The 14,068-nt window shown below is 71.3% G+C and carries 16 protein-coding genes; 6 read left to right on the plus strand and 10 right to left on the minus strand.

Going from position 1 to position 14,068, the window contains the following annotated elements; all coding sequences use genetic code 11:
- Positions 1 to 23 precede the first annotated feature (23 nt).
- The 5 genes from AB0L65_RS10890 (at position 24) to AB0L65_RS10910 (ending at position 4,864) form a co-directional block, all read left to right on the plus strand.
- Positions 24 to 1,613, plus strand: coding sequence for an acyl-CoA carboxylase subunit beta (locus AB0L65_RS10890; protein ID WP_364243132.1), 1,590 nt, complete (start codon positions 24 to 26; stop codon positions 1,611 to 1,613).
- A complete protein-coding gene (locus tag AB0L65_RS10895; RefSeq protein ID WP_364243135.1) occupies positions 1,610 to 1,819 on the plus strand; it encodes an acyl-CoA carboxylase subunit epsilon in 210 nt (69 codons plus the stop codon). The genes AB0L65_RS10890 and AB0L65_RS10895 overlap by 4 nt, the downstream gene beginning before the upstream one ends.
- A 107-nt stretch (positions 1,820 to 1,926) precedes the next feature.
- Positions 1,927 to 2,868, plus strand: a complete 942-nt coding sequence (locus AB0L65_RS10900; RefSeq protein ID WP_192790143.1) for an NYN domain-containing protein — start codon at positions 1,927 to 1,929, stop codon at positions 2,866 to 2,868.
- Positions 2,869 to 2,987: 119 nt separating this feature from the next.
- The gene (locus AB0L65_RS10905; RefSeq protein WP_364243139.1) at positions 2,988 to 4,367 is read left to right on the plus strand and encodes a DNA-3-methyladenine glycosylase 2 family protein; all 1,380 of its coding nucleotides are present in this window, start codon (positions 2,988 to 2,990) and stop codon (positions 4,365 to 4,367) included.
- Complete coding sequence (locus AB0L65_RS10910) at positions 4,364 to 4,864, plus strand: methylated-DNA--[protein]-cysteine S-methyltransferase (RefSeq protein ID WP_364243142.1); 501 nt, start codon at positions 4,364 to 4,366, stop codon at positions 4,862 to 4,864. The genes AB0L65_RS10905 and AB0L65_RS10910 overlap by 4 nt, the downstream gene beginning before the upstream one ends.
- Here AB0L65_RS10910 and AB0L65_RS10915 read toward each other — a convergent pair.
- The gene (locus AB0L65_RS10915; protein ID WP_364243144.1) at positions 4,861 to 6,015 is read right to left on the minus strand and encodes an MFS transporter; all 1,155 of its coding nucleotides are present in this window, start codon (positions 6,013 to 6,015) and stop codon (positions 4,861 to 4,863) included. The two genes, AB0L65_RS10910 and AB0L65_RS10915, sit on opposite strands and share 4 nt — an antisense overlap.
- Positions 6,016 to 6,105: 90 nt before the next feature.
- Between AB0L65_RS10915 and AB0L65_RS10920 the strand changes: the two genes are divergently transcribed.
- Positions 6,106 to 6,540 carry a MarR family transcriptional regulator gene (locus AB0L65_RS10920; protein WP_350728317.1) on the plus strand — a complete coding sequence of 145 codons (435 nt, stop codon included), beginning with the start codon at positions 6,106 to 6,108 and terminating at the stop codon, positions 6,538 to 6,540.
- 39 nt (positions 6,541 to 6,579) lie between these two features.
- On the opposite strand, the gene AB0L65_RS10925 is transcribed toward AB0L65_RS10920, so the two are convergent.
- From AB0L65_RS10925 to AB0L65_RS10965, 9 genes are all read right to left on the minus strand, one after another.
- Positions 6,580 to 7,503 (minus strand): hypothetical protein, encoded by a 924-nt coding sequence (locus AB0L65_RS10925; RefSeq protein ID WP_364243146.1) that lies wholly within the window; start codon positions 7,501 to 7,503, stop codon positions 6,580 to 6,582.
- Entirely contained in the window at positions 7,500 to 8,096 is a 597-nt protein-coding gene (locus tag AB0L65_RS10930) for a hypothetical protein (RefSeq protein WP_364243148.1), read from the minus strand. The genes AB0L65_RS10925 and AB0L65_RS10930 overlap by 4 nt, the downstream gene beginning before the upstream one ends.
- On the minus strand, positions 8,093 to 10,798 hold the full coding sequence (locus AB0L65_RS10935; RefSeq protein WP_364243151.1) for a BTAD domain-containing putative transcriptional regulator: 2,706 nt from the start codon (positions 10,796 to 10,798) through the stop codon (positions 8,093 to 8,095). Before AB0L65_RS10935 ends, AB0L65_RS10930 begins: the two co-directional genes overlap by 4 nt.
- Positions 10,799 to 10,867: 69 nt before the next feature.
- On the minus strand, positions 10,868 to 11,278 hold the full coding sequence (locus AB0L65_RS10940; RefSeq protein WP_350728313.1) for a flp pilus-assembly TadE/G-like family protein: 411 nt from the start codon (positions 11,276 to 11,278) through the stop codon (positions 10,868 to 10,870).
- Positions 11,275 to 11,667 carry a TadE/TadG family type IV pilus assembly protein gene (locus AB0L65_RS10945; RefSeq protein ID WP_357726163.1) on the minus strand — a complete coding sequence of 131 codons (393 nt, stop codon included), beginning with the start codon at positions 11,665 to 11,667 and terminating at the stop codon, positions 11,275 to 11,277. Before AB0L65_RS10945 ends, AB0L65_RS10940 begins: the two co-directional genes overlap by 4 nt.
- Positions 11,664 to 12,092, minus strand: coding sequence for a TadE/TadG family type IV pilus assembly protein (locus AB0L65_RS10950; RefSeq protein WP_364243155.1), 429 nt, complete (start codon positions 12,090 to 12,092; stop codon positions 11,664 to 11,666). The genes AB0L65_RS10945 and AB0L65_RS10950 overlap by 4 nt, the downstream gene beginning before the upstream one ends.
- Entirely contained in the window at positions 12,079 to 12,309 is a 231-nt protein-coding gene (locus tag AB0L65_RS10955; RefSeq protein ID WP_350728310.1) for a hypothetical protein, read from the minus strand. The genes AB0L65_RS10950 and AB0L65_RS10955 overlap by 14 nt, the downstream gene beginning before the upstream one ends.
- Positions 12,309 to 13,229, minus strand: coding sequence for a type II secretion system protein (locus tag AB0L65_RS10960; protein WP_364243157.1), 921 nt, complete (start codon positions 13,227 to 13,229; stop codon positions 12,309 to 12,311). Before AB0L65_RS10960 ends, AB0L65_RS10955 begins: the two co-directional genes overlap by 1 nt.
- Positions 13,222 to 14,067 (minus strand): type II secretion system F family protein, encoded by an 846-nt coding sequence (locus AB0L65_RS10965; protein ID WP_364243160.1) that lies wholly within the window; start codon positions 14,065 to 14,067, stop codon positions 13,222 to 13,224. Before AB0L65_RS10965 ends, AB0L65_RS10960 begins: the two co-directional genes overlap by 8 nt.
- Position 14,068 lies beyond the last annotated feature (1 nt).

Raw genomic sequence — 14,068 nt, forward strand, 5'->3', positions numbered from 1 at the left:
GAGGAAGGACTAGCCTTGCGCGCATGAGCACTGCTGCCGAGGAGTCGCCGGACAGGCCGGACATTCACACCACCGCCGGGAAGATCGCCGACCTGGAGCGGCGGCTCGACGAGGCCGCGCACGCGGGCTCCGCGGAGGCCGTGGACAAGCAGCACGCCAAGGGCAAGATGACCGCCAGGGAGCGGGTGCTCGCGCTGCTGGACGAGGGCTCGTTCGTGGAGTTCGACGAGTTCGCCAGGCATCGGTCGACGATGTTCGGGCTGGAGAAGCGGCGGCCGTACGGCGACGGCGTCATCACCGGGCACGGCACGGTCGACGGCCGGCAGGTGTGCGTGTTCTCGCAGGACGTGACGGTGTTCGGCGGCTCGCTCGGCGAGGTGTACGGCGAGAAGATCGTCAAGGTGCTCGACCTGGCGATCAAGACCGGGTGCCCGATCATCGGCATCAACGAGGGCGGCGGCGCGCGCATCCAGGAAGGCGTGGTCGCGCTCGGCCTCTACGCGGAGATCTTCAAGCGCAACGTGCACGCGTCCGGCGTGATCCCGCAGATCTCGCTCATCATGGGAGCCGCGGCCGGCGGGCACGTCTACTCCCCCGCGCTGACCGACTTCGTGGTGATGGTGGATCAGACGTCCCAGATGTTCATCACCGGGCCCGACGTCATCAAGACGGTGACGGGCGAGGAGGTCACGTTCGAGGAGCTCGGCGGGGCGCACACGCACAACACGAAGTCGGGCGTGGCCCACTACCAGGCCACCGACGAGGACGACGCGCTGGAGTACGTCAAGGCGCTGCTGTCGTACCTGCCGTCGAACAACCTGGACGAGGCCCCCGCCTTCGAGGCCGCCACCGACCTGGAGCCCGATCCGGAGCTCGACGGGCTGATCCCCGACTCGGCCAACCAGCCGTACGACATGCACCGGGTCATCGAGCACGTGCTGGACGACGGGGAGTTCCTGGAGGTCCACGCGCTGTTCGCGCCGAACATCGTGGTCGGGTACGGCCGGGTGGACGGCCAGCCGGTCGGGGTCGTGGCCAACCAGCCCATGCATTTCGCCGGATGTCTGGATATCAACGCATCGGAGAAGGCCGCCCGATTTATTCGAACATGTGATGCCTTTAATATTCCGATACTGACATTTGTGGATGTGCCGGGATTCCTCCCAGGAACCGATCAGGAATGGAACGGAATCATCCGGCGGGGCGCCAAGCTCCTCTACGCCTACGCCGAGGCCACCGTGCCGCTGATCACGGTGATCACGCGCAAGGCGTACGGCGGCGCGTACGACGTCATGGGCTCCAAGCACCTCGGCGCGGACGTCAATCTGGCCTGGCCGACGGCCCAGATCGCGGTCATGGGAGCACAGGGCGCGGTCAACATCCTCTACCGGCGCGAACTCGCCGCCTCCGACGACCCCGAGGCCGAGCGCGCCCGGCTCGTCACCGAGTACGAGGACACGCTGGCCAATCCGTACATCGCGGCCGAGCGCGGCTATGTGGACGCGGTGATCCGGCCCTCCGAGACCCGGGTTCAGGTCGTCAGGGCGCTGCGGGCCCTCAGGAACAAGCGGGCGACGCTCCCGCCGAAGAAGCATGGGAACATCCCGCTATGACGCCAGAGCTGCGAATTGTCCGGGGGGACGCCACGCCCGAGGAGATCGCGGCGTTGGTGGCCGCTCTCGTCGCGCGGCAGAGCTCGCACGCCGAACCCGAGGCGTCTCCGGAGCCGCGTCGGCAAAGGTGGCGAAACCCAGCCAGAGGTATGCGTAAGCCTGTCGTCCCAGGGAAGTCGGCATGGCGGATGAGCGCTCTACCCTAGATAGATCCTGAGAATCGGGTGTCAAGTTCCCCGGGAGTTGGGACTATCTAGAGAAAGTAGGCGTATATAGTCAGCCGATCAACTAACACCGCGGCCTGGAGGACGACATGGCCATCCCAGACCTCATGCCGCATCCTGTGGCAGCCAAGTACGCCGTCCTGGTGGATGTCGGTTATCTGTACGCGGCGGCGGGTGAAGTGCTGCTCGGTGCGAAGGAACGCAAGGAATATCGGGTGGCCGCCGATGAACTCATCCAGAGTCTACAGAAACATGCAGAGGAACGTACTTCCGGCGAACTTCTGCGGATCTATTGGTATGACGCCGCCCGTGACCGAGTGCCCACCGTCGACCAGCGGGTCATCGCCCAGCTCCCGTGGGTCAAGGTGCGGCTTGGCAACCTGAACGCCCGTGGCCAGCAGAAGGGCGTGGACGCGCAGATCAGGAGCGATCTGGAGGCGCTGGCCCGACATCATGCGGTCACCGACACCATCCTGCTGGCAGGCGATGAGGACATGGTTCCGGCGGTCGAGGCGGCGCAGGCGTACGGAGTGCGGATCCACCTGTGGGGCGTCGAGCCGCCGTACGGCACCAACCAGGCCGAGCGCCTGGTGTGGGAGTCCGACACCGTGGAAGTGATCTCCGCTGATTTCCTGAGGCCCTTTTTCAGCCGTGCTCCCCAGCCCGTACCGGTCACTCCGCCGGCCGCGGCCCCGTCGCCCGCCCAGGTCTTCGCCGGGCGCACGCCGGTCAAGCCGCACGCCAAGCCGGGCCAGGTGGCCAAGCTCGGGCCGAGCCGCCCGCGCGTGGAGGACGTGGGCGAGCACGTGGCACAGAAGTGGATCCTCACCCGTGGCCGCGACAACATCCGCGACCTGCTGCCGGGGCCCATCCTGCCGACCGTGATCGACACCGAGCTGCTGATCGAGGCGGAGAAGGAGCTCGGCCACTCGCTGCGGCCCTACCCGGAGGCCCGGGTGTGGCTGCGTGACGGGTTCTGGGCGCGGGTCTACCGGGAGTTCGACCTGGGAGTGGGCGTCTCGTCGAAGTAGCCGTGCGCCGGGTGTCCGATTTCCGCAGGTCACCCGGCTCGGCCTGCTGACCTGCCGTTCGACGCTCACGTCCGATTTCCGCCAGTCAGCGCCCTCGGGGAGCGCCTAGTGTCGGAGGCATGTCACCACTCCAGCTCGACTTCGACTCCTGCTACCGGGCCGTCTCAGCCAGGGACGCCCGGTTCGACGGGCGGTTCTACACGGCGGTGACGACGACGCGCATCTACTGCCGTCCGATCTGTCCGGCGCGTACGCCGTCCTCCAGGAACGTGCGCTTCTACCGGCACGCGGCCTCGGCCGAGGCCGCGGGGTTCCGGCCGTGCAAGCGGTGCCGTCCGGAGCTCTCTCCCGGCGACCCGGGCTGGGACGTGCGCGGCGACCTGGTCGGCCGGGCGCTGCGGCTGATCGACGACGGCGCGGCGGACGAGCGGGGCGTGGGCGGGCTGGCCCAGCGGCTGCACATCACCGAGCGGCACCTGCACCGGCTGTTCGTGGCCGAGCTGGGCGTCGGGCCGCTGGCGGTGGCGCGGACCAAGCGGCTGCTGCTGGCCAAGCAGTTGCTGACGGAGACGGGGCTGCCGGTCACGGAGGTGGCGTTCGCGGCGGGGTTCGGGAGCGTGCGGCAGTTCAACGCGACGATGCGGGAGACGTACGGCTTCACGCCCAGCGAGCTGCGGGCCACGGCGGGCCCGCGGGTCTGCGACGCGACGCTGCGGCTGCGGCTGCACCGGCGCGAGCCGTACGACGTGGAGGGGGTCTTCGCGTTCCTGGCGGCCCGCGCCATTCCGGGGCTGGAGGTGGCGGACCGGACATCGTATGAGCGAGCCGTACCAGGTGGGACGATCACGCTCACACCACGACAGGACCACATAGCCCTGGACGTCGTGATGGACGACACGCGGCAGCTCGCCCGCGTCGTGGCGCGCTGCCGCCGCCTCCTCGACCTCGACGCCGACCCCTCCGCCATCTCGGAGATCCTGGAGCAGACCTCGCTCGGGCCCCTGGTGACGGCCCGTCCGGGGCTGCGGGTGCCGGGCACGTTCGACGGCTTCGAGCTGGCCGTACGCGCGGTGGTGGGCCAGCAGATCTCGGTGGCCGGCGCCCGCACCCTCCTCGGCCGCATCGTCGCCAAGGCCCCCGGCCCCCTCTTCCCCACCCCCGCCGAACTCCTGGAGACGGACCTGACCGGCGTGGGCCTGACCAACCGCCGGATCGACACGCTCAGGCACCTGGCCGGCCACCTGGTGGAGGGCCGCCTGGACCTCGACGGCGGCCAGGACCCCGCCGAGGCGGTGTCGGACCTGCTCGAAGTCCCGGGCATCGGCCCGTGGACGGCCAGCTACATCGCGCTCCGGGCGCTGCGCGACCCGGACGCGTGGCCCACGGGCGACCTCGTGCTCAAGAAGCGCATGGCCTGCCTGGGCATCCCCGACGACCACATCGAGCGGTGGCGGCCCTGGCGGGCCTACGCCGCCCTGCACCTTTGGAGCTCATCATGATCGCTGCCCAGCTCATCCCGGCCCCGGTGGGGCCGCTGTCCCTGCTGTCCCGCGAGGGGGTCGTGGTGGCGGCCGGCTTCACCGCCGACCCGACGGAGATGTTCGTGCGCCTCACGCCCGAGCTGCAGTCGGAGGGCCTCGAGGTCGTGGACGACCTCGGGGCCGCCTCCGAGGCGGTCCGGGCGTACCTGGCCGGGGATCTGGACGCTTTGGACGCCGTCCAGGTCTCCCAGCCGGGTACGGCCACCCGCAAGCGGCTCCACGCCACGTTGCGCGAGGTCAAGGCGGGGACCACGGTCTCGTACGCGGAGCTGGCCGAGCGGGCCGGCATGCCCAGGACGGCCGCCCGGGCGGCCGGCTCGGCCTGCGCGCAGAACCTCATCGCGCCGTTCGTCCCCTGCCACCGGGTGCTGCCCAGCGGCGGAGGCTATGGCGGCTACTACTACGGCGTACCGGTCAAGGAGTGGCTGATCGCCCACGAGTCCCGCGCCGTCTAGGTGGCGGGCACCAGGCGGCGGGCCTGGAGGCCCGCCGCCCCCGCCACGGCCAGCCCCGCCAGGCCCAGCAGGGCCGCGGTCCAGGCCGGGGCGGTGTAGCCGAAGCCGGCGTCGATGGTGAGGCCGGCCGCGAAGGAGCCGATCGCGTTGCCCAGGTTGAAGGCCCCGATGTTGGCCGCCGAGGCCAGCGTGGGAGCGCCGGCGGCGGCGTCCAGGACGCGGGTCTGCAGGGGCGGGACCGTGGCGAAGGCGGCCACGCCGAACAGCGTGATGGTGATCACGAAGGCCACCTGGCTGCCCGACACCAGGGCCACCGCCACGGCCAGCAGGGTGAGCAGGGCGACCGAGCCGTAGATGCTGGGCATGACCGCGCGGTCGGCGAGCTTGCCGCCGATCAGGTTGCCCGCCACGAGGCCGACCCCGAACAGGGCCATGACCACGGGCACGGCGCCGGGCGAGAAGCCGCCCACGCCGGTCATGATGGGCGCGATGAACGTGATGACGGCGAAGACCGGGGCGAAGCCGAAGACGGTCATCCCGAGGGCCAGCCAGACGCCGGCCTTGCGGAACGTCGCCAACTCCCGCACGACGCTCCCGGTCGGACGCGGCTGCCGGGGGACGAGGGCGACGACGCCGGCGAGACCGGCCACGCCGATCGCCACCACGACCCAGAACGTGGCCCGCCAGCCGAACGCCTGACCGATCCAGGTGCCCAGGGGCACGCCCAGGACGTTGGCGAGCGTGAGGCCGGTGAACATCATGGCGATGGCGCTGGCCCGCTTCTTCGGCGCCACCAGGTCGGCGGCCACCACGGAGCCGACCCCGAAGTACGCGCCGTGCGCGAAGGCCGACAGGAAACGGCCGATCATCAGCACCGCGTACGAGGGCGCCAGCGCCGACAGCAGGTTCCCGGCGATGAACAGCACCATCAGCGACAACAGCATGGTCTTGCGCGACAGGCGCCCGCCGAGCATGGTCAGCGGCGGCCCGCCGACCGCCACACCCAGCGCGTAGCCGGACACGAGCAGGCCGGCGGCCGGGATGGTCACGTGGAAGTCGGCCGCCACCTCGGGCAGCAGCCCGTTGATGATGAACTCCGTGGTCCCGATGCCGAAGGCGCTGATCGCGAGGGCGAACAGGGCAAGAGGCATAGACTACTCCTCAGACGACGTTAGTAAGCGTGGACATTATTTGCACACGCCGACTAACTGAACATACAAGGATGTCGAGGAGGCTGTCACATGCCCCTAGCCGATGACGCCGTGGAGGCGCGCGCCCAGGGCTGGCGCACCCTCGCGGCGCTGCACGCGAAAATCGAGGACAGGCTGGAGAAATCACTCCAGAAGGAGCACTCGCTCAGTGTGAGCGAATACACAGTGCTGGACGTGCTGGCCCGCCAGGACGGCTGGCACATGCGGATGCAGCAGCTCGCCAGGGCCGTCGTGCTCAGCCAGAGCGCCACGACCAGGCTGGTGACGCGCCTGGAGAACCGCGGCCTGCTCAAGCGTTACCTGTGCGAGGACGACAGGCGCGGGATCTACTCGGAGGTCACGCAGGCCGGGTTCGAGCTGCTGGAGCGGGCCCGTCCCACGCACGACGGCGTACTGAAGGAAGTGCTCGACGAGGCGGCTGAGCTGCCCGAGCTCGCCCCGCTGGTGGCGGTGGTCCGGGCCTGAGCGGCCCCTCAGCGGCCCCTCAGCGGCCCGGCCCGCCGCTCACGGCTTGACGTTGCTCTGGATCTCGCCGACCGGCACGTCCCGGCTGGCTCCGACCTGTACGGGCGCGAACTGGAACGGCACCACGTTGTCGGCCACCTGGACCGGCCAGACGGTGGTGACGGTCAGCGTGTACTTCTCGCGCGGCTGGTCGATCGCCGAGCGCAGGTAACGCACGCCGCAGGTGAACTGGGCGCCCTTCGTGTACGGCTTCCCGGACGGCCCGCAGCCCTCCTCGTGTACCTCGGCCCGGTCCTTGGTCGTGCCCGGGTCGATCTTGATGTCCTGCAGCGTCGCCACCAGGGTCACGCTCATGACGCCGGGGATCGAGGCCGTGACCGTGCGGCGCGGCTGGCCGACGTTCTCCAGCCAGACGTAGGTCGGGAGGTTGACGAAGCTCTTGGCGTCGGGGTTCAGCTTGACCGTCGGCTCCGGGACGGTCAGCGCGGCCCTGGCGATCTGCGCCAGCTGCTCGATCGTGATCCCGGACGGCGGCGTGGTGTTCGGGGGCATGAAGATGAACTGTTCGAGGCCGCCCCAGCAGGCGGCGCCGTTCGGGTCGGCCTTGTTGTACGCGGGCACCCACCACCGGCCCGGCTTGCCGAGCTTGTCCTTGAACTGCTGGACGAAGGCCCGGAAGCTGTCCTCGTCGATGCCCGCCCGCCTGGCCGGGCCCGCGCCTTCGGTGTGCAGCCGGAACATCTCCTCGGCGTCCAGGCTGGGCTCGTACCAGCAGGGCCGCGGGATGCGGTAGCCGTCGCCCGAGCCGCCCTTGCCGTCACCGGTGATCTTGATGGTGCTGGCCTCCAGGCTCAGGCTCGTCGTCCGCCCGCGCTGGTCCCCGCTGACGTCCACATCGCCGGGTCCCGGGGTCGGACCGAGCGTCAGCGGCACCGCGAGCAGTACCGCGAGCAAAGGTTTCATCGGGTGCATCTCTCTGTGGAGGTGATGTAGGACCTGATGCGCCACACCCCGTCGTCACCGCGATGGACGACCACGCTCTGGCCGTAGGGGGTGCGCAGCCAATCGGGTTGGGGCGCGACGGCCTTCCCGGTGCGCGAGGAGATCATCCGTACGCTTGACTCGTCCACGCATGCGTTGATCTGAGCGCCTTTGCCCATGCGGGCGCTGACCCGCAGGTTGTAGAGCCGGCCCGTCCCGCGCATCGACTGCTCCTCGTCGATGAACTCGTTCACCCACTCCGTCGCCTGCTCCTCGGCCTGGATCTCCAGATTGCGCCGGTAGCCGCGGGTCCCTTCGACGACCGCCTGGCGGGTGCCCACGTACTGGTCGACGATGACCTTCAACAGCGGGTCGGGGTCGGCCGGCCACTCCACCCGCACGCGCAGGCCGTCGCCGATGGCGATGCTCTGGGGGCCGGCGGGCAGCGTCTCCTCCGGCTGCGCGGCTTTCCCGGAGGGTTTCGCCGGGGTGGGCTCCGCCGCGGGCGTGTACGGGCGCTCGGCCTGCCCGCAGCCCGCCAGGACGATCACCAGCAGCAGCACGACTCGTCTCATGCCGACGACTCCCTCACCACATGGATGCGCCACGTGGGCAGCAGTTCCTCGATCAGTGCCTCGGTCTCCGGGGCCATCCCGCCGCCGTACGGGTGCGAGGCCGCCCTACGGGTCAGCCCCTCGACGACGGCGCGCAGCCGTACGGTGTCCTCGGTGGCGTGCGTGGCCCGCAGCAGGTCGCGCCAGAGGCCCTCGTCGTCCACCGCCAGCAGCAGGGCCGCGCGTACGGCGGCCACCGCGGCGTCCGGCTGCCCGTGCGCGAGCCGCAGCTCGCAGAGCTGGTGCGCCGCGTCGGCCACCTCGGCGGCCACGTCGTACTCCAGGTCCTCGGCCGCCAGCCAGGCGTACCTGCCCGGCTGGCGGCCGCTCAGCAGCGGGCCCCTGACCAGGCCGAGCGCCTTCTCCAGCAGGACGGCCCGGGCCGTGGGGTCGCCGTGCGAGCGGCGTACGAGCTCGCGGAACAGCGCCCAGTCCGTACGCACCTCGGGCCCCAGGCTGATCCGGCCGGCCTCGTCGGTGTGCAGGTGCTCCCGCCCGAGCCATTCGGCGACCCTGGCGATCGTGGCGTCCCTGACCATGTCCTGCACGCCGCGCGGCCAGAGCACCCCGCCCAGCACCGAGGGGTGCACGCCGCCGGGATGCGTGGCCAGGTAGACCAGCAGCTCCGCGGCCAGCGCCAGCCGGCCCTCCTCCAGGGGCCGCAGGCCGATGACCTCGATGGGGCCGAGCATCCTGATCTCGACGGCGGGCGGGTGCAGCCCCGCCAGCGGCTCGGCCTCGGAGACGGCCTCGCCGTCGACCTGGGAGGCCGTGCGGAACAGGTCGATCAATGCCTGGTAGTGGCGGCGGGGCAGCAGCTGGGCCTGCACGTCGAAGCCCAGCTCGGCCATCCTGGCCCGGCCGTCGTCGCCGATCTCCAGCGTCCAGGTGGCGTGCGGGACCTCGCCCGCCAGCACGTAACCGGCGGTGTCCCGGCGGGCCAGCAGCGCCAGGCGCCGGGCCTCCTCGTGCGTGGGCGCGACCGCGGACAGCAGGTAGTGGGCGTCGCGCGGGCTGCCGGTGATGCGCCCAGTCAGCACCTCCCTGCGCGGCGCGGCGATCGCCTCCAGCTCGGGCAGCACCTCGGCCAGGCCGCCGACGGCCCTGATGCGGTCGGGCGCGATGGCGGTCAGCTCCTCGCCGAAGCCGACGAGCGTGATGCGCATGCGGTCGGACCAGCGGTTGGTGGCCAGCTCGACGGCGAGGGCGGCCAGCGCGGCCGTGGTCTGCGGGCCGCGCACGTTGATCAGGCCCTGCGCGGCTTCCAGGTCGATGAGCACGCGGCCGCTGGCGTCCGTGCCGATGGAGACCAGCCCGGGGTACGGCGCCCCGCTCGCCTGTTCCTCCAGCAGGCGCCCTTCGTGCGCGGGCAGCCGCCATACCTGGCCGCCGTCCTGGGCCATCCACGGGGCGGGCGCGTCGCCGTCCGGCGGGTGGATCCACAGGTCGAGCGTGCGGGCCGACAGGTGCGCCCCGTACACGGTGGGCGGCGTGCGGTTCTGGGCGGCCAGCTCGGCGCCGAGCAGCCGCAGGCCGATGTCGAGGATGCGGGCGCCCGGCGCGTCGCCGCCCAGCCTCAGCGCGACCTCGGCCTGGGCGGCGTCGTCGCGCGGGCGGGCGATCCGGCGGCCGAACACCCTGCGCCAGAGCTGCTCGCGGCGTCGCCTGGCCAGCACGACCAGCAGGCCCGCGGCGGCCAGCGAGGCCGTGGCGAGGTAGTCGGTCAGGTCGGTCGTCTGGCTCTGCCGGATGGTGGCCTGCGGCCGGTCGGGCTGCTGCTGCTGTTGATCCGGCTGGCGGTGCTTGGCCTCGACCTTCTTCTCGGCCTGGCCGGTCTTCGAGTCGGCGTGCCGGTCCGCGTGCTGGCCCACCGACGCCCTGCCGGGGTGCTCGCGCAGGGTCTGCTCGCGGGGCTGGTCGACGGGGACGACGTGGGCGTGCCTGGCGTCGTCCGGCATGTCGAGCACCCAGCCGGGCCTGATCAGGTCGGCCATGCGCAGGCGGGAGCCGTCTGGCTGCTCCTTCGCCTGATTAAGCCGGTAAATTTCGGGATATCGGCGGCCGTCGCCGAGGCACTTCTCAGCGATCTCCCACAGGCTCTCGTGGTGCCGGCCGTGCGGCGGCTGCACCACGTACACCTTCTTGGTCTTGTGCGTGTCGAGGGTCGTCTTCTCGACGATCGGCGCGGAGTACGCGACCGCCGTCACGGGCGTGGCGGCCGGCGTGGGCGCCAGCTTGGCCAGCGGCACGACCATCGCACCCGCCGTGAACAGCAGCAGCACCGCGCCGACGAGCTTGTTGGCCAGCGCCTGCGTGCCTCCGGAGAGCGGCACGCGGGCCGGCATGCCGACCCTGCGCACGCCCGCGTACACCTCGACCAGCACGCACACGAACAGCTGGAACCAGGCCAGCCACACCAGCAGCACCAGCACGGCCACGACGGTGCTCGGGCCGACGCGGCTGGTGAGCAGGTCGAGGTCGAGCAGCTCGGGCGCGATCGGCGGCCCCACGAACGTGAGCAGCGCGTACGGCACCCCGCCCACGAGCGCGACCAGCACGATCAGCGATCCGATGCCGGCGAGCACGTCTCCGGTGCTGCGCCTGGCCTTGACGCGCACGGGCGTGTGACGTCCGTGTGGGCGCGCGGGCTCTCGCGTCGGCATCGTCTCTCCCTTCCGCCGTCCAGGGTCGTGCTCGTACGCTCACCGATCCATCGACCGGTGAGTTTCGGTCTATCTCGCTTCGGGTGCGGCGACGGCCCGGCCGGTCATCTCGGTGCCGGGAAAGCCGATCGCGCTCAGGAAGAACGCCTTCCAGGGCACCGACACGGTGACCGTCACCTGCGCCTGCCCCTGGCCGACGGTGCACTCGCCGCGGGTCACGCCCTCGCCGCCCTGCGCGGCGACGATCTCGTCGGCCCTGGCGCACACCTGGTCCTCGCCGAGCAGCCGGGTCTGGCCGGTGGAGCGCAGGTGGTCGACGTCGATCTCGTCGGCGCCGGCCCGCGCGGCCTGCTCGGCCACGTCGGCCGCGCGCAGCCGGGCGTTGATCGCCGCGCCGCCGTCCACGAGAAGCCCGGCCAGCAGGAACACGACGACGGAGAACAGCACGGTGAACACCGACATCGACCCCCGCTCCCTCATTCGACCCTCCTGAACTGCTCGATCGGCACCACCGCCGTGCCGGTCATCCGCTTGACGCCGCCGAACCCCAGGAAGCCGAGGTCCAGCTCGCAGCTCACCTCGGCCTGGACCTGGCCGCCCTGCTCCCACGCGGAGCCGTCCAACGACACGGACGGGGACCCGCAGGGCCCGGTCAGCGTGCTGTCGGCGATGGCCTTGGCCGCGGCCTCGGCGTCGTCGAGCGTGCGCTGCACCGACGCGGCCCGGGCCGCGTCCCTGGCCGCCCCGTTGACCCGCCCCTGCGACTCCACCAGCACCCCCGCTCCCGCCAGGAACATGAGGAACAGCAGGAAGAGCGGGGCCAGCATCACGGTCTCCACGGCCATGGAGCCGCGCTCCGCCCGCCTCACGAGCAGTCCCCGCCGCCGTTGTCCGGGCGGAAGCACTCGACCGGCCCGCCCGCGGTGGCGGTGATCGTGAACGTCAGCTCGGGCAGCAGCGGGATGACCTGTACGGCGCTGCCGGTCACGGTGACGAAGCGCTCGTCCGGTTCCTTCTCGGACGTCGTGGCCTTGGCGCTCTGGAGCAGCTTCGGGCCGACGGCCTTGATGATGTCGGTGGCCTTGGCGGTGGCCTGGCCCGGCCAGTCGCCGGAGTCGAACGGCGCTGCCCTGGCCACGCGCGCACCCTCCTGGGCGGCGGCCTCCGCGACCTGGCGGGCATGGAACCAGAGCGCCACCTGCACGATGAGCAGCGCGACCGCCAGGATGATCGGCATGAGGATGGCCAGCTCGATCACCGTCGCGCCCCGCTCGCCTCTCCTACGGATTACCACCGGTGTCACCGCCACCGCCGAAGGTGCCTTGGAGATCGTTCTGCCTTCCTTCGACCAGCGACTTGATCAAGGTGGCCAACCCGAGCGCGACACCGGCGATGATGGCGGTGATGATCACCCACTCGACGGCGGAGGCCCCGCGGGTGGGGGCGGTGCGGGCGCGCTGGATGCGGACACCCAGGTACGCGGTGAGGTAAACGATCCAGGGATGGTTCATCAGGACCCCAACATCTTCATAGCGGCGGGAAAACTGAGAAAGATCACGAAACCGGCGCAGAGCAGCAGCTGGGCCACGAGCATCGACTGCGACCGCTCGCCGGCCCTGCCCTCGATCTCCGCCAGCTCGCGGCGGCGCAACGTCGCGGCCCTCGCCGTCAGCGACGCGCGTACTTTGGCGCCGTCGTCGGCCACCAGGCCGAGCGCGGCGGACAGGTCGCGCAGCTCGTCGATGTTGATCTCCTCGCCGAGCTGGCCGAGCGCCTGCCATGGGGTGATGCCGACGATCCTGGCGCCGCTGAGCGCGTCGCGGATGCGGCCCATCGCCCAGTTGGGCTGCTCGCCGCTGACCGAGACGGCCATCATGAGGGCCTCGGGGACGCCGCGGCCGCCGGCCAGGTTCATGGAGACGAGGTCGAGGAACGCGCCGACCACATGGCGGAAGTCACGCCGCCTGGCCGCCGCGTCCTTGCGTATCTGGAGGTCGGGCAGGAAGAAGAACAGCAGCGCGACGAGCACGGCGGCCCAGAACGGGATGGCGAGCGAGGTGCCCCACTCCATGAGCACCAGCCAGCCGAGCAGCAGTGGGAAGGCCAGCAGGCCGCTGGCCGCCAGCAACACCTTGCCGGCCAGGAACGCCTCGAACGAGCGGCCGAGCAGCGCCAGGTCCGCCTTGATCGACCTGACCTCCCAGCCGCGGGCCGCGTACAGGCGGGCCAGGCGGGCGCCCAGGCCGCGGCGGAACGCGCTGACCTCCTCCTCGGGCAGCAGGAGCTGGATGCTCGGAGCGCCCGCGTCCTCGCGCACGGCGTCGAGCGCGAGCAGCCGCGCCACCAGCCCCGGGCGGGCCGGGAAGAGCGCCCGCAGCAGCACGAACAGGCCGAGCCCTAATACGGCCCCGCCCAGCGCACCCTCAACCATCGCCGCCGCCTCCTCCCATGAGCAGCCGGGTCGGCTTGTCGAACCTGGCCAGCCGCCGCATCCAGGCGAACCCCGCTCCGAACAGCCCCGCGACCACCACGAGCACGGCCTGGCCCAGCAGGCCCTCGTACTCGGCCACGTAGGAGGGGTTGAACAGGATGAGGAGCCCGGCGAAGACGAGCGCGGTGATCACCACGATCTGGACGCTGCGCCTGGTCGAGCGGCGTTCGGCCTCGACGCGGCGGCGCATGTCGAGCTCTTCGCGGGCCGAGACGGCCAGCGCGCCCAGCACGTCGCGCAGGCCGGGGCCGCGCAGCCGGGAGTTGAGGATGAGCGCGGCCACCACGAGGTCGGCCGACGGGTCGTCGAGCTCGTCGGCGAACAGCGCCAGCGCCTCCGGCAGCGCCATCCTCGTGTGCAGCCGGTCGATCATGGCGCGCAGGTGGGGCCTGAGCATGGGCGCGGCGGCCCTGATGGACGACGGGATGGCCTGTTCGAGCCCGGCCGCGCCGGCGATCGTGTCACGCAGGGACTCGGTCCAGGCGGCGAGCCCTTCGAGCCGGCGCATGGCGGCGCGCTCCTCGGCGGCCCCGCCCGACAGGCCGCGCCAGGCGAACACGAGCAGCACCGTGCCCACCGCCATGACCGGCCAGCCGGTGATGATCAGGACGAGTCCGGCCGCGACCGCGGCTATCGCGGTGCGGGTGGTCAGCATCTTGAGCAGGTGGCGCTTGGGCTGGGGCGGGCGGGGGCGCATGCCGTACAGGGAGACGAAGAACAGGAACAGGCCGCCGCCTATGATCGCTCCGGCCAGCAGTGCGAACGGGTCGAAGATCACC

The organism is Nonomuraea sp. NPDC052116 (assembly GCF_040680035.1).
In the GTDB taxonomy this organism is placed as follows: domain Bacteria; phylum Actinomycetota; class Actinomycetes; order Streptosporangiales; family Streptosporangiaceae; genus Nonomuraea; species Nonomuraea angiospora_A.

Bases quoted from the DNA above. Each gene is read 5' to 3' on its own strand.
- AB0L65_RS10955 (WP_350728310.1), bottom strand. From the start codon at position 12,309: ATGAACCATCCCTGGATCGTTTACCTCACCGCGTACCTGGGTGTCCGC.
- AB0L65_RS10890 (WP_364243132.1), top strand. From the start codon at position 24: ATGAGCACTGCTGCCGAGGAGTCGCCGGACAGGCCGGACATTCACACC.
- AB0L65_RS10930 (WP_364243148.1), bottom strand. From the start codon at position 8,096: ATGAGACGAGTCGTGCTGCTGCTGGTGATCGTCCTGGCGGGCTGCGGG.
- AB0L65_RS10915 (WP_364243144.1), bottom strand. From the start codon at position 6,015: ATGCCTCTTGCCCTGTTCGCCCTCGCGATCAGCGCCTTCGGCATCGGG.
- AB0L65_RS10910 (WP_364243142.1), top strand. From the start codon at position 4,364: ATGATCGCTGCCCAGCTCATCCCGGCCCCGGTGGGGCCGCTGTCCCTG.
- AB0L65_RS10905 (WP_364243139.1), top strand. From the start codon at position 2,988: ATGTCACCACTCCAGCTCGACTTCGACTCCTGCTACCGGGCCGTCTCA.
- AB0L65_RS10935 (WP_364243151.1), bottom strand. From the start codon at position 10,798: ATGCCGACGCGAGAGCCCGCGCGCCCACACGGACGTCACACGCCCGTG.
- AB0L65_RS10940 (WP_350728313.1), bottom strand. From the start codon at position 11,278: ATGAGGGAGCGGGGGTCGATGTCGGTGTTCACCGTGCTGTTCTCCGTC.
- AB0L65_RS10920 (WP_350728317.1), top strand. From the start codon at position 6,106: ATGCCCCTAGCCGATGACGCCGTGGAGGCGCGCGCCCAGGGCTGGCGC.
- AB0L65_RS10900 (WP_192790143.1), top strand. From the start codon at position 1,927: ATGGCCATCCCAGACCTCATGCCGCATCCTGTGGCAGCCAAGTACGCC.
- AB0L65_RS10960 (WP_364243157.1), bottom strand. From the start codon at position 13,229: ATGGTTGAGGGTGCGCTGGGCGGGGCCGTATTAGGGCTCGGCCTGTTC.
- AB0L65_RS10895 (WP_364243135.1), top strand. From the start codon at position 1,610: ATGACGCCAGAGCTGCGAATTGTCCGGGGGGACGCCACGCCCGAGGAG.
- AB0L65_RS10925 (WP_364243146.1), bottom strand. From the start codon at position 7,503: ATGAAACCTTTGCTCGCGGTACTGCTCGCGGTGCCGCTGACGCTCGGT.